Here is a 19,741-nt window from a genome sequence, read left to right on the forward strand (position 1 = left end):
GACTGGACCAGCTCTTCGACGGGGACTGGGCGGCGGCCGGGCGGTTCCTGGTGCGTTGGTACGGGCACTCGTCGCACCCCGAACGTCTGCTGGTACTGACACCGGACCGCATCGTGCCGGCCGCTCCTCCCAAACGGGTGTCCGTCCGGCGGACGGAGCGCATGGTGGTCGTTGCCGCGATTCCCGCGTCACAGGCCCGCGTGGAGGACCCGCTGCTCGGCGTCCACCCCAGTGACAGGCTCCGCGTCGTGTTCTCCGACGGGTCCTGGCTGACTGTCGTCACCGAAGAAAAGCGCAGCGAGATCCACAAGCATCCGATGCGGCTGCCCCCGTCCTGACCTGTTCGCGCTGGCGAAAGTCGGCAACTGGTCGATACGGTCGGTGAGCTTGCCCCAATGCCCGGAGGGAACCGGAACGCCGCATGAGCGACCTGACACTCGACGACACCATCTTCCAGCACCTGAAGGAGACGTTCTCCTCCATCAGCGACCGCATGGAAGCAACGCGCCGCACCTTGCGCGGCACCGACGCCTCGGCCGTCGGAGAACCCGGGCTCGTCGAGGACGTACAGGACTTCGCCGATGAATGGGGCTACGGCGTCAAGCAGTTGGGCAAGCACACACAGGGCGCCGTGAAGATGATCAACCACATCGGCGACACCTTCGGCAAGCTCGACCTGGAACTGGCCGAGTCCCTCAAGACCGCCAGGGCGAAGAAGGGCAAGTAGACGTGGCCGGTACGCGCCCCGCGTTCCCCAACATCGGCTGGGATCCCACCCCGGGAGACGTCGAGGACACCCGCGGCCTCGCCAAGAAGCTCGGCAGCCTGGCCAGTGACCTGGGCACCGCGGTGCGGGAACTCGAGCGCATCGAGTGCGGCGCCTGGAAGGGCAAGACCGCGGTCGCCTTCACGGAGTACATCGGCGAGGACGTCACCCCGCTCATCCGCAAGAGCTTCGAGTCCTTCGACAAGGCCTCACGCGCACTCCACCGCTGGTCCGACGAGCTGAAGGATTTCCAGGACGAGGCGAACCGGCTGGAGAAGTCGGCCGGGGAGAAGCTCGACGAGAGGGCCGACGCCGAGGCGAAGGCGGAGGGCAAGGGCAGCAAGGAACTCGGCGAGGCGTCCAGCGCGGTCGACGGGGTCGTCCAGAAGGTTCACGACCTTGAGGAGCGCTTCAAGGAGGCGGCCCGCCGCATCGGCAAGGAACTGGACAAGGCCGCCGGCCTCGCCCCCGACGAGCCCGGCTTCTGGGACAAGCTCGGCAAGGGCATCGCCGACGCCTGGGACGCCACCGGCGACTGGCTGAAGGAACACGCCGATCTGATCAAGGCGATCGGTGACCTGCTCAGCGACATCACGGCGGTGCTGGGCATGCTGGCCATCGTCACCCTCCCGTTCCCGCCCCTGGCGGCGATCTTCGGCACGGCCGCTCTCATCGGCGCCGGGTTGTCACTGGCAACCCACGCAGTGGCGAAGGCAGCGGGCGCCAACGTCGGCTGGGCACAGCTCGGACTCGACGCCGTGGGGCTGCTGCCGGGCATCGGCATGTTCGGCAAGGGCGTGAAGGTGATCGGCGCGGCCAAGGCGGCCACCACCGCAGGCAGACTGGGCAAGGGGTTCCAGGCCACCGGCGTCGGACGTGCCCGCATCATGCTCTCCTTCGGCGAGGAATCAGCCAATATCGCCGGCGGCCTGGGGAAGGCGGGCCTGGTGAAGATCGGCGGGATGTCCGACAACGTCTACGAAGTCGCCCACGCGACCAGCGGCCTGATGTCACGGATGGGTGGTCTCTCCGTCGCGGGTTACCACCAGGGGCAGTTGATCGGGACCAAGGGCGCCAACCTCATCCCTGGGGTGAGCATGAATCCGTTCGGCGCCACCGGCATAGCCCTGGATGCCGGACTCAAGGTCGCGCCGAAGATCTACGGACATGTGACCGCCGACTGAATCTTCTGCAGGAGAACATCACTCTCGTGTCCGCCGCGAAGGAAGACCCACACCCATGAAGCTCTGGCTGCCCCCATCGGGTGAGACGCTCCTCGCCCGTGCCCCTGTCGTGTTCGCCTCGGGTGCGGCCATGCGCGTCAAGGGAATGCGCTGGTTTCGCGACACAGAACGGCACGACATCCAGGACCGGCTGGAACAGGCCGGCTGGCCGCAGGGACCGACGTACACGGCCCGCTCCGTACCGGGAGCGGCAGCACTGAACACCCTCAAGGGCACGGCCATCGCCGCGGGGGCCCTGATCTGGGGCGCGCTCTCCTCCCAGGGCGGCAGCGTCGGCGGCCCGTCGGGGCGTGCCGGTTCGGACGTCCCTCTCGACCGGGCGGACGAGGTGGAGGACTTCCCGGTCGTCTGGGCCGCTCCGGGTACGACGGCCCGCACCCTGCCCTGGCAGTTGGACCCGGCCCGTTCCTCCTCGGACGACTACCGCACCCACGCGGTCGTCACCGACCGCCGACTGGTCGTCGTGGGTTTTCCGTACGTGAAGGGAAACGACTCGCTCATCGAGGACGAGCACCTGTGGGAGGTCCCCCGGTCCGCCATCGCGAACGTGGAGTTGCGTGATTTCAAGACCGGTCAGGACGTCAAGGTCGTCTTCACGGACGGCTCCTGGACCAGGCTCAGCAGCACCAATCGGGAGAGACTCACCCGCTACCTGATCGAACCCCCCGATTTCATTCCGCTGGAGTCGCTGACGCCCGCTCAGCGGGAGACGGCGGAGCGGTTCGCCTCGGCACAAGCACCGGACGCGCGGCCACCGCTCGTCAAGTCGCATCCCTGCGGCTGTTACCGCGTCGAGGTCCTGGCTCCGAGCACGATCCACGCATTCTTCGGGCACTCCGGTCTTCACACCGTCATGAACGGCGACGGCGTCGAACTCAAGCTGACCGAGTATCACCCGGACGACTTCCTGACCTGACATCTGCTTCGCACCGGACGAGAACGGCCCACGACGTCACATGACCTCTGCCACACCCACTCCGCACGCCGTCTTCGCGGCCGACGGCCTTCCGCCCCTCTGGTTCATCGCCCCGGAAGGGCTCTTCGCCCTCCCGCTGGCCGCCACCCCCGAGGAGCGAAGCCGGGCAGCCTCGGCATTCGTGCGGGAGCTGTACTCACGGGGCGACGAGCGCATCTGGGATCCCGCCGCTCCCTACTACGCGGCCATAGCGGAGATGATGGGGAACGCGGGTCTCTCCTACGCCGCGTTGGGCCTGTTCTCCACCGCGGAGGACGACGGCGCCTCAAGTGCCGATGTGAATCGCCACGAACCCGCCGAAGGCGTTGCGCAGTGCGCCTTCACGGTGGGAATCGTCCCCACGGACCAGGCCGCGGGCGACACGGACATCGTGGCGCAGGGAATTCTCGCGACCCTGGCCGCCGACCCGTACAACGACGTCATCTGGGTCGATCTTCCCTGCGGGCCCGCAGTGTCCTGCGTCACCCTTCGGGAGTACACCTTCGGCCCGGACGTGACCGCCAACTCCGAAGAGGTGAAACTCCTCACCGGCCAGATACAGGCGCACGTCCCTTTTCCCACGGGGCCGTACACCGCGGTGTTCACCCTCCACACGGCGTCCATGGACCACTGGAGCGACATCTACCACCTGATGTCGGCCATTCTCCGGACGCTCTCCTTTCATGACCCTGCCGAGGCGGCCGGAGAACAACCAGAAGCCGGCCGGCCATGAAACCCGGAGGACCCGGCGTCCGCCCGGCGCGCGCGGTAGTTTCGGCGTGCCGGGCGAACCGTCGTACGTCCGGCCCTACTTGCTCCGCGCCTGCTTGGCCAGTTCCTCGTCGATCTGTTCGAACTTGTCGGCGGCCGTGGTGAGGTAGTCGCCCATGCCGTCGAGGCCGTCGAGGGTTTCCTTCGCGCCCTTGGTGAAATCGTCGAAGTTCTCGTCGAAGGCCTTCGAGGAGGACTTCGTGACATAGCCCCCCTCGACCAGGTTGGCGATGTACTTGCGGAGGCCGTCGAGCTTCTCCTGGAGCTTTTCCTTCTCCTTCACGACATGCTTGGCAGCTTCCCGCATGTCCTGGTATGTGATGTCAAGGTCCTTGGCCATGAAGCCGCTTCCTCTCACAACGCCGCAGGGCCAACCCCCGTGGCTCCTTGTTTGCGGACCGAACCGACGCACCGGTCAAACCGGGCGCACCCGACGACCGGTGTGATCGTCCGCTCTTGAGGCAGCAGCTTACGGGGGTGACTTCTGGTGTCACATCCCCGCGTTGCCATCGGGAACGTCCGGTCACCGCCCTGTTGCCCGACCGCGACACCCAACGGATATCGTCGCCTGGGACTGTGCGCCGCGTTGCGGAAGCGGACACGGGGGCCGCCTGGGGGAGGACAAGCGTGCGACTGACTCTGACCGTCGTCGACCCGTTCGGCGGGGGCGCCGCCGACGTCGTGCTCGACGCCGATCCCGAGTCCACCGTGGGGGACATCGCCGAGGAACTGGCCAAGCAGGTCGGGGTATCGGGCGCGCAGGTCATCCCCATCGGACAGCAGCGCCGGGCACCCGCGGGCAACGCGCCCCTCGTCTACGTCGACGGGTACGCCGTCGATCCGTCCGCCACGGTCGTCGGGTCGCCGTTGCGGGAGGGGGCCGTCGTCTCCCTCCAGGATCCGTCCGGTTGCCTGCCCGGGGAGCCCACCGGACTCGTGGAGCTGCGGGTCGTCGGCGGGCCCGGCGCCGGGTTCGTGCACCGGCTCGGCGTGGGCAAGTACGACATCGGCAGCGGACCCGCGGCATACGTCCGTATCGACGATCCGGAGGTCGACGCCCGCGCCCTGACCCTCTCCGTGTCCACCGACGGCACCTGCGAGGTCGCCGTGCACGCCGACAAGGAGGGCGTCACCCTCGACGGCGAGAGCGTGAAGGACCGGGACGGCGACGAGTGGCCGCTCGGCGCGCAGATCGGCGTCGGCAACTCACTGGTCGAACTGGCCCGGTACGCGCCTCCCAACGCCGCGCTCAAGTGGTCCGAGGACGGGGTCGGGCTGGACTACAACCGGCCGCCCCGGCTGCGCCCGCCGCAGCGGCAGACCAACTTCCGGCTGCCGTCGCCGCCCCGCGAGTACGAGGCCCGGCCGCTGCCCTGGCTGATGGCGCTGACCCCGCTGGTCGGCTCCGTCGTGGCCGTGCTGGTCTTCCAGCGCTGGTACTACCTGATCATGGCGGGCCTCAGCCCGATCCTGCTCTTCGCCAACTACTTCAACGACAAGAAGCACGGGCGCAAGTCCCATGCCAAGCAGGTCAAGGAGTACGAGGAGCAGAAGACGCGGATCGAGAAGGACGCGCAGGACGCGCTGGTCGCCGAACGCGACGACCGGCGGCACGCGATACCCGACCCGGCGACCGTGCTCTCGGTGGCGACCGGGCCCCGCACCCGGCTGTGGGAGCGGCGCCGCACGGACCGCGACCACCTGCTGCTGCGCGTCGGCACCGGCCAACTGCCCTCCGAGGTCGTGCTCGACGACCCCGAGCAGGACGACCACCGCAGGCAGGTCACCTGGAAGATCGAGGACGCGCCCGTCGCGCTCAACCTGCGTTCGCTCGGCGTCGTCGGCATCGCGGGCCCCGGCGACAGCGCACGGTCCCTCGGCCGGTGGGCCGTCGCCCAGACCGCCGCGCTGCACAGCCCCATGGACGTGCAGTTCTACGTGCTCAGCGAGAACTCCGCCCAGCCCGAGTGGGACTGGGTCCGCTGGCTGCCGCACTCCCGGCCCTCCGGCGGCCAGGACGTCAACGTCCTCATCGGCACCGACGCCGAGACGGTCGGCGCCCGCGTCGGCGAACTCACGCAGCTCCTCGACGCGCGCAAGAAGGCCGCGGAGCAGAAGGGCGGCGGGCAGGCGTCGAGCTTCAGCGACCCGGACATCGTCGTCGTATGGGACGGGTCGCGGCGGCTGCGGTCGCTGCCGGGTGTCGTGCGGCTGCTGCGCGAGGGGCCGTCGGTGTCCATCTTCGCCGTCTGCCTCGACGCCGAGGAGCGCTTCCTGCCCGGCGAGTGCCAGGCCTTCGTCGTCGCCGAGCCCAAGGCCGAGGAGACCGGGCAGCGGCAGAACGAGCAGCGGCCCCAGCAGGTCTCCGGCGGGTTCCCGTCCTTCCAGGCCTGGCACACCGGTGCCACCGTGGAGAGCGAACAGCGGGCGCCCACCGAGAAGTTGCGGCTGCGCGTCGAGGAGGCGGGCGCCGAGCGGATCGCGGACGTACGGCCCGACCTCGTCACCCCCGCCTGGTGTCTGCGCCTGGCGCGCGCGATGTCCGCGCTGCGCGACATCAGCGGCGAGACCGAGGACTCCGCGCTGCCCGGCTCCAGCCGGCTCCTCGACGTGCTCCAGCTGGAGCCGCCGACGGCCGACGCGATCAGCGCCCGGTGGCGGATGGGCGGGCAGTCGACGATGGCCGTCATCGGTGAGTCCTACGACGGTCCCTTCGGCATCGACATGCGCAAGGACGGCCCGCACGGGCTCATCGCCGGTACGACCGGTTCCGGCAAGTCCGAGCTGCTGCAGACCATCGTGGCGGCCCTGGCGGTCGCCAACACGCCCGAGAACATGACCTTCGTCCTCGTCGACTACAAGGGCGGCTCCGCGTTCAAGGACTGTGTGAAGCTGCCGCACACCGTCGGCATGGTCACCGACCTCGACGCGCATCTCGTCGAACGGGCCCTGGAGTCGCTGGGCGCCGAGCTGAAGCGGCGCGAGCACATCCTCGCCGCCGCCGACGCCAAGGACATCGAGGACTACCAGGATCTGGTCAGGAGGGATCCCTCGCACGTCTCCGTGCCGCGACTGCTCATCGTCATCGACGAGTTCGCGTCCATGGTGCGCGACCTGCCCGACTTCGTGACCGGCCTCGTCAACATCGCCCAGCGGGGCCGTTCCCTCGGCATCCACCTGCTGCTGGCCACCCAGCGGCCCAGCGGTGTCGTCTCCCCCGAGATCCGCGCCAACACCAACCTGCGGATCGCGCTGCGCGTGACCGACGGCAGCGAGTCGAGCGACGTCATCGACTCCCCGGAGGCCGGTCACATCTCCAAGAGCACCCCCGGCCGCGCCTACGTCCGCCTCGGCCACTCCTCCCTGGTCCCCTTCCAGTCGGGCCGGGTGGGAGGCCGCAGGCCGGGTGCCGCCGACCCCGCCGCGCTCGCCCCCTGGGTGGGCCCGCTGGACTGGGCGGACCTCGGCCGGGCCGCGCTGGCCAAGCCGAAGTCCGAGTCCCGCGAGGACGACGAGATCACCGACCTCAAGGTGCTCGTGGACGCCGTGCGCGACGCCAACCGGTCGCTCGGCATCCCCGCCCAGCACAGCCCCTGGCTGCCGGCGCTCGACGAGACGCTGCTGCTGGACGAGATCGAGGTCCCGGCCCTCTCCGGCGCCGCCCCGGGCAAGCTGCCGCCCGCCCCGTACGGCATCGAGGACCTGCCCTCCGACCAGGCCCGCCGCCCGGTCGTCGTCGACTTCGCGAGCTTCGGCCATCTGATGATCGGCGGCGCCCCGCGCAGCGGCCGGTCCCAGGTGCTGCGCACCATCGCGGGCTCGCTGGCCCGCACCCACTCCGTCGCCGACGTCCACCTGTACGGCATCGACTGCGGCAACGGCGCGCTCAACGCGCTGACCCGGCTGCCGCACTGCGGCGCGGTCGTCGGCCGCAACCAGACCGAGCGCGTGGTACGGCTCGTCAACCGGCTCAAGGGCGAACTCTCGCGCCGCCAGGATCTGTTGGCCGACAAGGGCTATGCCGACATCGGCGAGCAGCGGGCGGCGGCCGGCGAGGACGAGCGGCTGCCGCACATCGTCGTCCTGCTGGACCGCTGGGAGGGCTGGGTGCCCACCCTCGGCGAGGTCGACCACGGCTCGCTGACCGACGAGTTGCAGACGATGATGCGCGAGGGCGCCAGCGTCGGCATCCACCTGGTCCTCACCGGTGACCGCACCCTCCTCGTCGGCCGCATCGCGACCCTCACCGAGGACAAGTACGGCCTGCGCCTTGCCGACCGCAGCGACTTCTCCTCCCTCGGCATCCCGACCCGCAAGGTGCCCGAGGAGATCCCGCCGGGCCGCGCTTTTCGCAACGAGGCCGGTACGGAGACCCAGTTCGCGCTGCTCGCCGAGGACACCACCGGGCAGGGCCAGGCGGCCGCGCTGACCGCGATCGGCGAGGCCGCGGCGGTGCGCGACGCCGAAGTGCCGCGCGCCCGGCGCCCGTTCCGCGTCGACAGCCTGCCCAGCCGGATCTCCTTCACCGAGGCGTGGGAGCTGCGCGACCCGGAGGCGTCCCGCTCCAGGCTGTGGGCGCTGGTGGGCATCGGCGGCGACGAGATCGTCGGCTTCGGCCCCGATCTCGCGGACGGCGTACCGGCGTTCGTCATCGCGGGTCCGGCCAAGTCGGGCCGCTCCACGGTGCTGATGAACGTCGCGAACTCCTTCCTCACCCAGGGCACCCGCCTCGTCGTCGCCGCGCCCCGGCAGTCGCCGTTGCGTCGACTGGACGGCGCGGACGGCGTGCTGAAGGTCTTCACCGGCGACGACATCGACGAGGACGAGTTCGAGGAACTCATCGACGGGGCGAGCCCGCAGGAGCCGATCGCCGTCCTGGTCGACGACGGCGAGATCCTGGAGGACTGCGATGCCGAGAGCCAGCTGAAGAAGATCGTCTCCCGGGGTGCCGAACGCGGCCTCGCCCTCGTCATCGCCGGTGACGAGGAGGACGTGTGCAGCGGCTTCTCCGGCTGGCAGGTGGACGCGAAGAAGGCCCGCCGGGGCATCCTGCTCTCCCCGCAGGAGTCCTCCAGCGGCGACCTCATCGGCCTGCGCGTCTCCCGCGGCATGGTCGGCGGCCAGATCACCCCCGGCAAGGGCATGCTGCACCTCGGGGACGGAGAGCTGCGCACCGTCGTCGTGCCGGGGTGAGCGGGGGATCGGCACGGCCGAAGCGACGGAAGGCGATGGGGCCCGCCCCGCGCTACGAGCACCGGCCCGGCCGGCCGCGCAACGCCGGGCCTCCCGACACCAGCCGCCGGGACCGGGTGTTGGGACGCCGACCGCCACCGCGTGGGCGAGGCCCGCTGGGTGCACGAGGCTTCCCGGGTCTGTCGGGCGTCGGCGTGCTCGCCACCGTGGCCGTGGCCGCCGTACTGATCACCCTGCTGGTGAGGCACCTCTCCCGGCGCGAGGCGGAGGAGGCCGAGGAGGCCGCTCCGCCGGCTACTTGATCTTCGACAACCGTGCCTCGGGCCGTCCCGACTCCTCGCTGTCGGAGGCGTAGTCGAGGTCGTCCCCGACCGGGGTGAAACGGACGGTCGTGAGCGCAGGGTTGCAGCCGTCGTGGTTGCCCTTCGCGCCGACGGACGCGGCGACGATCTGCTTGCCGGTGACCTTCTTCAGCGTCAGTACGTCGACACAGACGCCGCCCAGTACGTCGGTCTCGTGCAGTCTGCCCAGCTCCTGGCCGATGTCCGCCTGTTTGATCGTGATGCGGAAGGTGCCCAGCGGCAGCTTGCCGTCCAGGGCGGCGGCCCGGCCCTCCCAGGTGCCGAGGTAGCGCTCGGGCACGCGGCCGGGGGTGGACGGCGCGTGCGTGGCGGCGTCGCCGGCGCCGGGGGTGCCCTCACCGCTCTCGCCCGGCAGCAGGTCCATGAGGAACACCGAGCCGACGGTCACCACCGCCAGCGCTCCCGCCACCGCGAGTGCCACGGTGCAGCTGAGCCGCCGCCCACGGCCACCGGCGCCCCGCGTGGACGCCGCCGCCACGGACAGGGCGAGCCCGCCCGGCGGGCGACCACCGTCCCGCGGTCCGGGCACGGGCGCGGGAGCCGCCCCGGATGCCGGCGCCACGCCCGGCGGCGGCATCACCGGTGGTGGTCCGAAGGTGCCCGCGAGGGGTGCCGGGGTGCTCTCGCCGGGCGCTGTGACGGACGGCCGGCTGAATCCGACCGGGCCCGAAGCCGGCTCCTGCGAGGCCTCGGCGCCCGGGGCCGACCGCGCGGCGTCCAGGTTCAGCAGGTGTACGGCGCTCCGGCTGACCCGCTCCACCAGCGCCCCCGGCAGCCAGCCGCCGCTCACCAGTCGCGCCGCGCCCTCGGGAGCGAGCCGCCGGGCCGCCTCGCCGGGGGCCGGGCGGGCGGCCGGGTCCTTCGCGAGGCAGGCCGCGACCAGCTCGCGCAGCTCCCCGTCCAGGCCGTCGAGCCGGGGCTCCTCGTGGACGACCTTGTAGAGCAGCGCGGCCGAGGAGTCCCCGGCGAAGGGCGGGCGCCCCGTCGTCGCGTACGCCAGCACCGCGCCCAGCGAGAAACGTCCGCCGCGCCCGTGACGCCCCGGCCGAGGATCTGCTCGGGCGACATGTAGCCGGGTGAGCCGATGGAGACGCCCGTCGAGGTCAGGGAGGCGGTGCCGTCGGTGGCGCGGGCGATGCCGAAGTCGATCAGGAGGGGGCCGTCGAGGGTGAGCAGGACGTTGGACGGCTTGACGTCCCGGTGGACGAGGCCCAGCTCGTGGACCGCGGCCAGCGCCTCGCCGAGGCCCGCGCCGAGTGCCCGTACCGAGTGGACGGGCAGCGGGCCGTCGTCCGCGACGGCCCCGGTCAGGGACGGTCCGGCCGCGTACGCCGTGGCGACCCACGGCACCCGTGCCCCGGGGTCCGCGTCCAGGACGGGGGCGGTCCAGGCGCCGCCCACCCGGCGCGCGGCGTCCACCTCCCGGCGGAACCGGGCCCGGAACTCCTCGTCCAGCGCGAAGTGCGGGTGCACGATCTTCACCGCGACCGTGCGGCCCCCGGCGCTGCGTCCCAGGTAGACCCGGCCCATCCCGCCGGAGCCCAGTCGGCCGAGCAGCCGGTAGGGCCCCACGACGGTGGGTTCGTCGACTTCGAGCGGCCGCATGGCGTCCACCCCTCCCCCGTACGCCGGTACCTGCCAGCAGGGTAGTGGGCCGCCCGCGAAAGGCCCGCGGCGCGGATCAGGGCCGGAGCAGCTCGACCCGCACGTCCGCCGGGAATCCGGTGGTGGGGCCGACGCGGCGGGCGAACTCGGCGACCGCCTTCAGTTGCGGGGCGCCGAAGCGGAAGTCGAGGGTGGTGAAGTAGCGGGCGAGGGTCTGCTCGTCGAAGGCCTCCCAGCGGGCCGCCTGCTCGGCGACCTTCTCCACCTCTTCAAGGGAGAGGTTGCGGGAGGCGAGGAAGGCCTCGTGCACCTTGCGGGTGATGACCGGCTCGCGCTCCGCGTAGTCGCGCCGGGCCGCCCAGACCGCGAAGACGAACGGCAGGCCGGTCCACTCCTTCCACAGCGTGCCCAGGTCGTGCACGTCGAGGCCGTAGCGCGGGCCGTCGATCAGGTTGGCGCGCAGGGCCGCGTCGCCGATGAGGACGGCCGCGTCGGCCTCCTGCATCATCAGGCTCAGGTCCGGCGGGCAGGTGTAGTAGTCCGGCTGGACGCCGAAGCGGTCGGCGAGCAGCAGCTGGGCCAGCCGCACGGAGGTGCGCGAGGTCGACCCGAGGGCGACCCGGGCGCCGTCCAGCCGGTCCAGCGGGACCTGCGAGACGATCACGCAGGACATCACCGGGCCGTCGCAGCCGACGGCGATGTCGGGGAAGGCGACCAGGTCGTCGGCGTTCTTGAGGAATTCGACCAGGGTGACGGGACCGATGTCGAGATCGCCGCGCACCAGTTGCTCGCTGAGCCTCTCCGGGGTGTCCTTCGTCAGCTCGAAGTCGAGAAGCGTGCCTGTTCTCGCGAGCCCCCAGTACAGGGGCAGGCAGTTCAGGAACTGGATGTGGCCGACGCGCGGCCGGTTGCGAGAATTGTCCACATCGCGAGGCTAGCCCTCCCCCGGTATCCGCCCGGCGCCGACCCCCGCCGTCGGCCGAACGGCGCAGACGTTCAAACGTCCGGGTGAAGTGATCTTGACCTCTGTTGCGCCCGGGGGCCTGCGTGCTAGGCTCACAGCAAGTTGCAGTTTGGTTTCCCTTGCAGTACAGAGCCTGCGGAGCATGTGACCGCGGGCTCTCGTCGTTCTCAGACATATGCAGTTGTGCAGCATTCCAGTCTTCACACTTGCTGGTTCTGGAGCAGGGCAACCCTTTGGGCCCAAGGAGGGCTTATGGCTACCGGAACCGTGAAGTGGTTCAACGCCGAAAAGGGCTTTGGTTTCATCGCCCAGGAAGGCGGCGGCCCCGACGTCTTCGTCCACTACTCCGCGATCAACGCGACCGGCTTCCGGTCCCTTGAGGAGAACCAGCAGGTGAACTTCGACGTCACGCAGGGCCCGAAGGGCCCGCAGGCGGAGAATGTCACTCCTGTCTGATTGACAGCAGTACCCAAGGAGCCCCGCGCCATCTTCGGCGACGGGGCTCCTGCCCTTTTGCTCCCCGGCGGAGACCGGCTGTCGGTGCCCGCCGCTAGGGTCCCCGCCATGACCGACGCCACTGGACACGACACCGCACACGACACCGGCTTCCTGGACGCCACCCGGACCTTCTACGACACCATCGCCGAGGACTACGCCGACCGCTTCGGCTCCCTCGGCGCGGGCACCGCGCTGGACCGGGCCCTGATGGGCGCCTTCGCCGAGCTGGTGGGGCCGCACGGGCAGGTGGCCGACCTGGGCTGCGGGCCCGGCCGGGTCACCGCGCATCTCGCCTCCCTGGGGCTGCGGGTCTTCGGCGTCGACCTCTCCGCCGCCATGCTCGCGATCGCACGCCGCGAGAATCCCGGCCTCCGGTTCGAGGCGGGCTCCATGCTGGAGCTGGACCTGCCCGACGGCGCCCTCGCGGGGGCCGTCTCCTGGTACTCGTCGATCCACACGCCGTGGGGGCGGCTGCCGGACCTCTTCGCGGAGTTCCACCGCGTGCTGGCCCCGGGCGGGCATCTGCTCCTCGCCTTCCAGGTCGGCGACGAGCCGCTGCGCCTCGATGGGCCCTTCGGCCACCGGGTCGCCCTGGACTTCGAGCGGCGGCGGCCCGAGCCGATGGCGGAGCTGCTGGCGGCGGCCGGGTTCACGGTGCTGTCCCGGACGGTGCGGGCGCAGGAGGCGGACACCTCCTCGAAGGTCCCGCAGGCCTGCCTCGTCGCCCGCCGCTGAGCGCCCGTACCCGTACCCCGGGCTATGTCTCGTACAGCGCCTCCACCGCTCCCGCGAAGTCCCGCATGATCGCCGCGCGGCGCAGCTTCATGGAGGGGGTCAGATGGCCCTCCCGCTCCGTGAAGTCCCGGGGCAGGACGGCGAAGCGGCGGATGGACTCCGGGCGGGAGACCAGCTTGTTGGCCTCGTCGACGGCCCGCTGGAGCACGGCCAGGATCTCGGCGTCCTCGGCCAGCAGCTCCGGCGGCACCGGGTGCTTGCCGTTCATGCGGCGCCAGTGGTCCACGCCGTCGGCGTCGAGGGTGAACAGGGCCGAGACATAGGGGCGGCGGTCGCCCACGACGATGCACTGGGAGATCAGGGGGTGGGAGCGCAGCCAGTTCTCCAGCGGGGCCGGGGCCACGCTCTTGCCGCCCGCGGTGATCAGCAGCTCCTTCTTGCGGCCGGTGATCGTCAGATACCCCTCGTCGTCCAGGCTGCCGATGTCGCCGGTGGGGAACCAGCCGTCGGAGGTGGCGGGGACGATGCCGCCCGCCTGCGGATCCCAGTAGCCGTGCAGGAGCTGGCCGCCGGCGATGAGGATCTCGCCGTCGGCGGCTGTCCGGATGCGGGTGCCGGGCAGGGGCCAGCCGACCGTGCCGAGGCGCGGCTTCAGCGGGGGCGTCACCGTGGCGGCGGCCGTCGTCTCGGTGAGGCCGTAGCCCTCGAAGATCTCGATTCCGGCGCCTGCGTAGAAGGCGGCCAGGCGGCGGCCGAGCGGGGAGCCGCCGCAGATGGCGTACTTGACCCGGCCGCCCATGGCGCGCCGGATCTTGCGGTAGACGAGGGGGTCGTAGAAGGAGCGGGCGGTCCGCAGGCCGCGGCCGGGGCCGCCGCCCGTGCCCGTCTGGCGGGCCTCCAGGGCCTCGCCGTAGCGCACCGCGACCGAGGCGGCGCGGTCGAAGGACGAGGCCCGGCCGCCCGACTCGGCCTTGGCGCGGGCGGTGTTGAAGACCTTCTCCAGCATGTACGGGATGGTCAGCAGGCAGGTCGGCCTAAAGGCGGCGAGGTCGGGCAGCAGGTCCGCCGGTTTCAGGCTCGGCGCGTGGCCGAGGCGGACCCGGGCGCGGACGCAGGCCACGGCGACCATGCGGCCGAAGACGTGGGACATGGGCAGGAAGAGCAGGATGGAGGGCTCCACGCCCGTCTCCGCCTTGAAGACGGGGTAGAGCAGCTCGATCGCGTTGTCGACCTCGGCGAAGAAGTTGCCGTGGGTGAGCACGCAGCCCTTCGGGCGGCCGGTGGTGCCCGAGGTGTAGATCACGGTGGCGAGGGTGCTCGGGCCGAGCATGCCCCGGCGCACCTCCACCTCCGCGTCCGCGGTCCGCATGCCCAGCTCCGCCAGCCGGTCCACATGGCCCTTCTCCATGACCCACAGGTGCTTGAGGTCGGGGATGCGGTCCAGCTCGGGGCCAAGGGCCGCGGCCTGCGCGGCGGTCTCGGTGACCAGGGCGACCGCGCCGGAGTCCTGGAGGATCCAGCGGGTCTGGAAGAGGGAGGAGGTCGGGTAGACGGGGACGGTGACCAGGCCGGCCGCCCAGGCGGCGAAGTCGAGCAGCGTCCACTCGTACGTCGTCCGCGCCATGATCGCGACGCGGTCGCCCGGCGTCAGGCCCTCGGAGATCAGGCCCTTGGCCACCGCGAGCACCTGTCCGGCGAAGGCGGCCGCCGTCACGTCGGACCAGTCCCCGTCCGGCGATCTGCGGCTGAGGACCACCCGGTCCCCGGCCGCCGCCGCGTTGTCGAAGGGCAGGTCGGCCAGGGAGCCGCGCCGCACCGGCGGGGCGAGCGGCGGTACGTACGCCTCCCGTACGGCCCCGTCCAGCCGCCGTGTCTCGGGCGCCACCAGGGTGGGGCCGGGCGAGTCCGCGTAGGCGGCGGACGCCGCGAAGGAGGGAAGGGGGGTGGACACGGGGCGGCTCCTGGGACCGTGCGGCGGCGAGGTCGCTGCTGTCACTGCTTGCCGCATGACGTACGTGCCTCGGGCGCCGAGGCGTTCAGCGCCGGGTTCCGCGGACCTGGGTCACCGGCGGTCGGTCCCGGGATCGTACGGCGCCCGCGTGGGGAGTTGGTGCGTGTTCGGGGATGGTCCCGCGCCGGGGGTGTGCAGTGTCGGCGGCTGCTCGGGCGCGGGTCACGTTCGTTCCAGTACGGCCGTGACGCCCTGACCGCCGGCCGCGCACACGGAGATCGGTCCGCGCCCCGGCCCCCGCGCTCGGCGAGCAGCTTGGCCAGGGTCGCCACGATCCGGGCGCCGGTCGCCGCGAAGGGGTGGCCGGTGGCGAGGGAGGAGCCCGCCGCGTTGAGGCGGGCGCGGTCCACCGGGGCGAGGCCGCGCTTCTCCCAGGCCGCCGGCGTGGCCGGCACCTGGGAGGCGAAGGCCTCGTGGATCTCGACGAGGTCGAAGTCCTCGATGCCGGGCCCGGCCCGCCCGAGCATGCGCGGGACCGCGTACGCCGGGGCCATCAGCAGCCCGTCCTCGCCGTCGGCCACGTCACCGCCGGCGAAGTCGACCGCCGCCGTCTCGTACGCCGTCAGATACGCCGGCGGCTCCAGCCCCCGCCCCTCGGCCCACTCCCCGCTCGCAAGGAGCACCGTCGCCGCGCCGTCGTCCGTCAGCGGCGTCGAATTGCCCGCCGTCATCGTGGGGTCGGCACCGGACAGGCCGAACACCGGTTTCAGGGCGGCCAGTTGCTCCGCCGTCGATCCCGGGCGCAGGTTCTGGTCGCGGGCCAGGCCCCGGAAGGGGACCACGAGATCCCGGAGGAGGCCGCGTTCACAGGCCGCCGCGAGCCGCCGGTGGCTGGTCGCCGCCAACGCGTCCTGTTCCTCGCGGGTGATGCCCCGGGCGCGGGCGGTGACCGCGGCGTGCTCGCCCATCGACAGGCCGGTGCGGGGCTCGGCGTTGCGCGGGATGTCGGGGACCGGGTGACTCGGGCGGACCTTGGCCGGCGCCTTCGCCCGGCCGCCGGGGGACTTCGCCCGGCGGGCCGCCGGCAGGATGCGGCGCGGGCGGTCGTTGACGCCGAGCGGGGCGTCGCTCGCCGTGTCGGCGCCGCCCGCGATCGCCGACTCGGTCTGGCCGAGGGCGATCTTGTTGGCGGCGGCGATCACGGCCTGGAGCCCGGTGCCGCAGGCCTGCTGGATGTCGTGGGCGGGGGTGCGCGGGTCCAGTGCCGAGCCGAGGACCGTCTCGCGGGCGAGGTTGAAGTCGCGGCTGTGCTTGAGGACCGCGCCGGCGACGAACTCGCCGACCGCGCCCGGGTCCTGGAGGCCGTGGCGCTCGGTCAGGGCGTCGAGGGCGGCGGTGAGCACTCCTGGTTGGAGGCGGAGGCGTACGGCCCGTCGGAGCGGGCGAAGGGGATGCGTGCGCCGTCCAGGACCGCGACGCGCCGCACCTGCGACGGCCTCGCGGGTGTCGTGGGGCTCATGGGGCTCATGGGTCTCATGGGGACCTCACCTCGACCTGCTCCTCGCCCGTGACATAGGCTTACCTCCGGTAACCTTACTCCAGAGTAAACAAGTGTGGGCATCGTCCGGAGTCTCATACGGAGCTGGGAGAGTCACCCATGGCCGACCGCTATCTGCGCTTCACCGGCACCGCGCCCGGCCGCTTCCTGACCCGCCGGCTCGGCCTGCCGCAGCCGGTCGGGCTGGTCCGCCGCTCGGCGCGGCACCCGCGCCTCACCGGAGGGCTGCTGAGTCTGACGGCCGGCCCCACCGACCTGGACCTGGCACCCGTCCTCGCCCGCACCGGCCTCGGCCCGGACGACGAGGGCCGCCCCGCAGCGGTCGTCCTCGACGCCACCGGGGTCCGCGACGTCGACGCCCTCGCCGGGGTGCACGCCGCGCTGCACCCCGTCGTACGGTCCGTCGCGGTGAGCGGCCGGGTGGTGGTGCTCGGCGCGCCGCCCGACCCCGCCGACCACCATCAGGCCGCCGCCCAGCAGGCGTTGGAGGGCTTCACGCGCTCGCTCGGCAAGGAGATCGGGCGCGGCAGGACGGTCAACCTCGTACGCCTCACCGACGCCCCCGCCGCCGAGTCCACCCTGCGCTTCCTCCTCTCGCCCGCCTCCGCGTACGTCAGCGGCCAGGTGATCGAGGTCGGGGGCGGGAGCGGGAGCGGGGCCGGGGTCCGCGTCCCCGACGACTGGGACCGCCCCCTCGCCGGGCGCACCGCGCTGGTCACCGGCGCCGCGCGGGGCATCGGCGCGGCGGTCGCCGAGACGCTGGCCGGGCAGGGCGCCGAGGTCGTCGTCCTCGACGTGCCGCGGGCGGAGCAGGACGCGCGCGGGGTCGCCGAGCGCATCGGCGGCAGCGCGCTCACGCTCGACATCACGGCCGCCGACGCGGGCGGGCGCATCGCCGCCGCGCTGCCCGGCGGACTCGACGTACTGATCCACAACGCGGGCGTCACCCGTGACCGGCGCCTGGTCAACATGCCCGCCGACCACTGGAGTTCGGTGCTCGAACGTCAACCTCGCGAGCGTCCTGCGCAGCACGGACGCGCTGCTGGCCGCGGGTGCGGTGAACCGGGGCGGCCGGATCGTGGCAACCGCCTCGATCTCCGGGCTCGCGGGCAACGCGGGGCAGACCAACTACGGCGCGAGCAAGGCGGGCGTCGTCGGCCTGGTCCGTTCCCTCGCGCCGCGCGCGCTCGCCGAACACGGGGTGACGGTGAACGCGGTCGCGCCGGGGTTCATCGAGACCAGGATGACCGCGGCGGTGCCGCTGTTCATCCGCGAGGCCGGCCGCCGCATGAACTCCCTCGCCCAGGGCGGCCTGCCGGTCGACGTGGCCGAGACGAGCGCCTGGCTCGCGCATCCGGCCTCGGGCGCGGTCAACGGCCAGGTCGTACGGGTCTGCGGCCAGAGCCTGCTGGGGGCGTGATGAGCACCGCGTCCACGACGACCGCCCTGACCGGCGTCCCCACGCTGCCGCCGCTCCTCGCGCGCGGCGCGCTGCTGTCGCCCCTGAAGCGGCCCCGCCCCAACGCCGGCTTCCCGCGCACCCGGCTGGTGCTGCCCGGCCTGCGGGTGGACCTCGCGCGGCTGGCGGCGTACGAGCGGGTGTGCGGGTTCGCCACCGGGGCCGACGCGCTCCCGGTGACGTATCCGCACGTGCTGGGCTTCCCGATGGCCATGCGCCTGATGAGCGGCCGGGACTTCCCGCTGCCCCTGCTCGGGCTCGTCCACACGTCGGTAGACATCACCCGGCGGGCGGCCATGCCGGCGACCGCCGGGTACGAACTCACCGCGTACGTCGAGGGCCTGGCCCCGCACCGGCGCGGCACCGAGGCCACGGTGGTGACGGAGGTACGGGCCGGGAGCGGCCTCGTGTGGGACTCCCGCAGCACCTACCTGGCCCGCCACCGCACACCGGCCGCCGCCACCGCCCCCGCCCTCGGCCCGGACGGCGGCCCGGACGGCAGCGGCCCGGACGGCGGCGGCCCGGTGTCGTCCGGCCCGCCGTCCGAGGGCGCCGCGCCCCTCCCCGCCCGCGCCGAATGGCGGCTCGCCGCGGACCTCGGGCGGCGGTACGGTGCCGTGTCGGGGGACCGCAACCCGATCCATCTGCATCCGCTCACCGCCCGCCTGTTCGGCTTCCCGCGGGCCATCGCGCACGGCATGTGGACCGTGGCCCGGTGCCTCGCCGAGCACGGGACACCGGAGGCGGCCGTGGTGCGGGCGGAGTTCCGGGCGCCGGTGCCGCTGCCGGGGAAGGTGACGTACGGGGCCGCGGACGGCCGCTTCGAGCTGCGCGGCGACGAGGGGCGCCGGCCGCACCTGTCGGGCGGGGTCGGGCCCTACCCGGCGGCCTGAACAGGGGCGGCCCGCGCCACCCGTGGCCCCGGGCCCGGCACGGGCTCCCGTGCGTCCGGCTCGGGCTCCGGCGGCTCGGAGTCCTGCGGTGGGGACCACGGGCGGCCCGTCATCAGATTGCCCAGGCCCGCCCAGGCGAAGTTCATCAGGGTCGCCGCCGCCTGTTTCGCGGTGACGCCCTCGGTGGTGCCCGCCCAGTCGGCGAGCGACTCCGCCGCGCCGACCAGCGCCTCGGCCAGCCCGGCGACCTCGCCCTCGGGCAGGTGCGGGTCCTGGTGCGCGTCCCGCGCCGCCGCGACGATCAGCTGCGTCACGAACGCGACGATCTCCGCGCGCATCGCCGCCACCTCGACCGCGAACCGCTCGCCGTGGATGCGGGCCTGGAGGTGCAGCACCCGCCAGGCGTCCGGGTTGCGCGCGGTGTGCGTGAAGAACGCCCGCAGCCCCGACCAGAGTTGCCCGTCGGCGGACAGTCCCGGGCGCACCCCCGCCCGGACCGCCTCGGTGAGGGCCCGTGCCTCGCGGCGGATGCAGGCGGTGAACAGGTCGTCCTTGGAGTTCAGGTAGAGGTACACCAGCGGCTTGGAGACACCCGCCAGTTCGGCGATCTCGTCCATCGAGGCCGCCATGTACCCGCGTTGCCCGAAGATGCGCACGGCGGCGTCCAGCATCTGCTGCTCACGGACCGCTCGCGGCATCCGCTTGGTCTTCCCAGCACCCATGCGGATCAGCGTACGGTCCGTACGACCGTACGCAGGCCGAGCCACAACGATCAGTTGTACGGGCC

Annotated in this window: 13 protein-coding genes and 3 pseudogenes; 10 read left to right on the forward strand and 6 right to left on the reverse strand. The window is 72.4% G+C overall.

Features of this window, described 5'->3' with window-relative positions; translation table 11 throughout:
• Positions 1–161: 161 nt before the first annotated feature.
• The 5 genes from AC4IHM_RS13670 (at position 162) to AC4IHM_RS13690 (ending at position 3,698) form a co-directional block, all read left to right on the forward strand.
• Entirely contained in the window at positions 162–338 is a 177-nt protein-coding gene (locus AC4IHM_RS13670) for a hypothetical protein (RefSeq protein ID WP_490867316.1), read from the forward strand.
• A gap of 83 nt (positions 339–421) precedes the next feature.
• On the forward strand, positions 422–727 hold the full coding sequence (locus tag AC4IHM_RS13675; RefSeq protein WP_490867317.1) for a hypothetical protein: 306 nt from the start codon (positions 422–424) through the stop codon (positions 725–727).
• Positions 728–729: 2 nt separating this feature from the next.
• Positions 730–1,950, forward strand: coding sequence for an enoyl-CoA hydratase/isomerase family protein (locus tag AC4IHM_RS13680; RefSeq protein ID WP_490867318.1), 1,221 nt, complete (start codon positions 730–732; stop codon positions 1,948–1,950).
• 55 nt (positions 1,951–2,005) lie between these two features.
• The gene (locus AC4IHM_RS13685) at positions 2,006–2,926 is read left to right on the forward strand and encodes a hypothetical protein (RefSeq protein WP_490867319.1); all 921 of its coding nucleotides are present in this window, start codon (positions 2,006–2,008) and stop codon (positions 2,924–2,926) included.
• Positions 2,927–2,966: 40 nt separating this feature from the next.
• Positions 2,967–3,698, forward strand: a complete 732-nt coding sequence (locus tag AC4IHM_RS13690; RefSeq protein ID WP_490867320.1) for a hypothetical protein — start codon at positions 2,967–2,969, stop codon at positions 3,696–3,698.
• Positions 3,699–3,773: 75 nt separating this feature from the next.
• Here AC4IHM_RS13690 and AC4IHM_RS13695 read toward each other — a convergent pair whose 3' ends face one another.
• Entirely contained in the window at positions 3,774–4,076 is a 303-nt protein-coding gene (locus AC4IHM_RS13695; RefSeq protein WP_490867321.1) for a WXG100 family type VII secretion target, read from the reverse strand.
• A 287-nt stretch (positions 4,077–4,363) separates the two neighbouring features.
• Here AC4IHM_RS13695 and AC4IHM_RS13700 point away from each other — a divergent pair, with 287 nt between their 5' ends.
• The gene (locus tag AC4IHM_RS13700) at positions 4,364–8,929 is read left to right on the forward strand and encodes a type VII secretion EssC family protein (protein WP_490867322.1); all 4,566 of its coding nucleotides are present in this window, start codon (positions 4,364–4,366) and stop codon (positions 8,927–8,929) included.
• Positions 8,930–9,223: 294 nt separating this feature from the next.
• Here AC4IHM_RS13700 and AC4IHM_RS13705 read toward each other — a convergent pair.
• Both AC4IHM_RS13705 and AC4IHM_RS13710 read right to left on the reverse strand, forming a co-directional pair.
• Positions 9,224–10,896 (reverse strand): annotated as a pseudogene (locus AC4IHM_RS13705) (serine/threonine-protein kinase).
• A gap of 76 nt (positions 10,897–10,972) precedes the next feature.
• The gene (locus AC4IHM_RS13710; RefSeq protein WP_490867323.1) at positions 10,973–11,821 is read right to left on the reverse strand and encodes a menaquinone biosynthetic enzyme MqnA/MqnD family protein; all 849 of its coding nucleotides are present in this window, start codon (positions 11,819–11,821) and stop codon (positions 10,973–10,975) included.
• Between the two features lie 291 nt (positions 11,822–12,112).
• Between AC4IHM_RS13710 and AC4IHM_RS13715 the strand changes: the two genes are divergently transcribed.
• Together AC4IHM_RS13715 and AC4IHM_RS13720 are read left to right on the forward strand one after the other, a co-directional pair.
• Positions 12,113–12,316, forward strand: coding sequence for a cold-shock protein (locus AC4IHM_RS13715; protein ID WP_030813734.1), 204 nt, complete (start codon positions 12,113–12,115; stop codon positions 12,314–12,316).
• 108 nt (positions 12,317–12,424) lie between these two features.
• Complete coding sequence (locus AC4IHM_RS13720) at positions 12,425–13,093, forward strand: class I SAM-dependent DNA methyltransferase (RefSeq protein ID WP_490867324.1); 669 nt, start codon at positions 12,425–12,427, stop codon at positions 13,091–13,093.
• A 22-nt stretch (positions 13,094–13,115) separates the two neighbouring features.
• On the opposite strand, the gene AC4IHM_RS13725 is transcribed toward AC4IHM_RS13720, so the two are convergent.
• Positions 13,116–15,044: an AMP-dependent synthetase/ligase gene (locus tag AC4IHM_RS13725; protein WP_490867325.1), complete on the reverse strand. Its 1,929-nt coding sequence runs from the start codon at positions 15,042–15,044 to the stop codon at positions 13,116–13,118.
• Between the two features lie 222 nt (positions 15,045–15,266).
• A pseudogene (locus tag AC4IHM_RS13730) lies at positions 15,267–16,563 on the reverse strand (acetyl-CoA C-acetyltransferase).
• 138 nt (positions 16,564–16,701) lie between these two features.
• Here AC4IHM_RS13730 and AC4IHM_RS13735 point away from each other — a divergent pair.
• Both AC4IHM_RS13735 and AC4IHM_RS13740 read left to right on the forward strand, forming a co-directional pair.
• Positions 16,702–18,022: pseudogene (locus AC4IHM_RS13735) on the forward strand (3-oxoacyl-ACP reductase).
• A complete protein-coding gene (locus AC4IHM_RS13740) occupies positions 18,022–18,954 on the forward strand; it encodes a MaoC family dehydratase (RefSeq protein WP_490867326.1) in 933 nt (310 codons plus the stop codon). Before AC4IHM_RS13735 ends, AC4IHM_RS13740 begins: the two are co-directional and overlap by 1 nt.
• On the opposite strand, the gene AC4IHM_RS13745 is transcribed toward AC4IHM_RS13740, so the two are convergent.
• Positions 18,939–19,676, reverse strand: coding sequence for a TetR/AcrR family transcriptional regulator (locus AC4IHM_RS13745; protein ID WP_490867327.1), 738 nt, complete (start codon positions 19,674–19,676; stop codon positions 18,939–18,941). The two genes, AC4IHM_RS13740 and AC4IHM_RS13745, sit on opposite strands and share 16 nt — an antisense overlap.
• Positions 19,677–19,741: the final 65 nt, after the last annotated feature.

Source organism: Streptomyces sp. SL06, assembly GCF_058244745.1.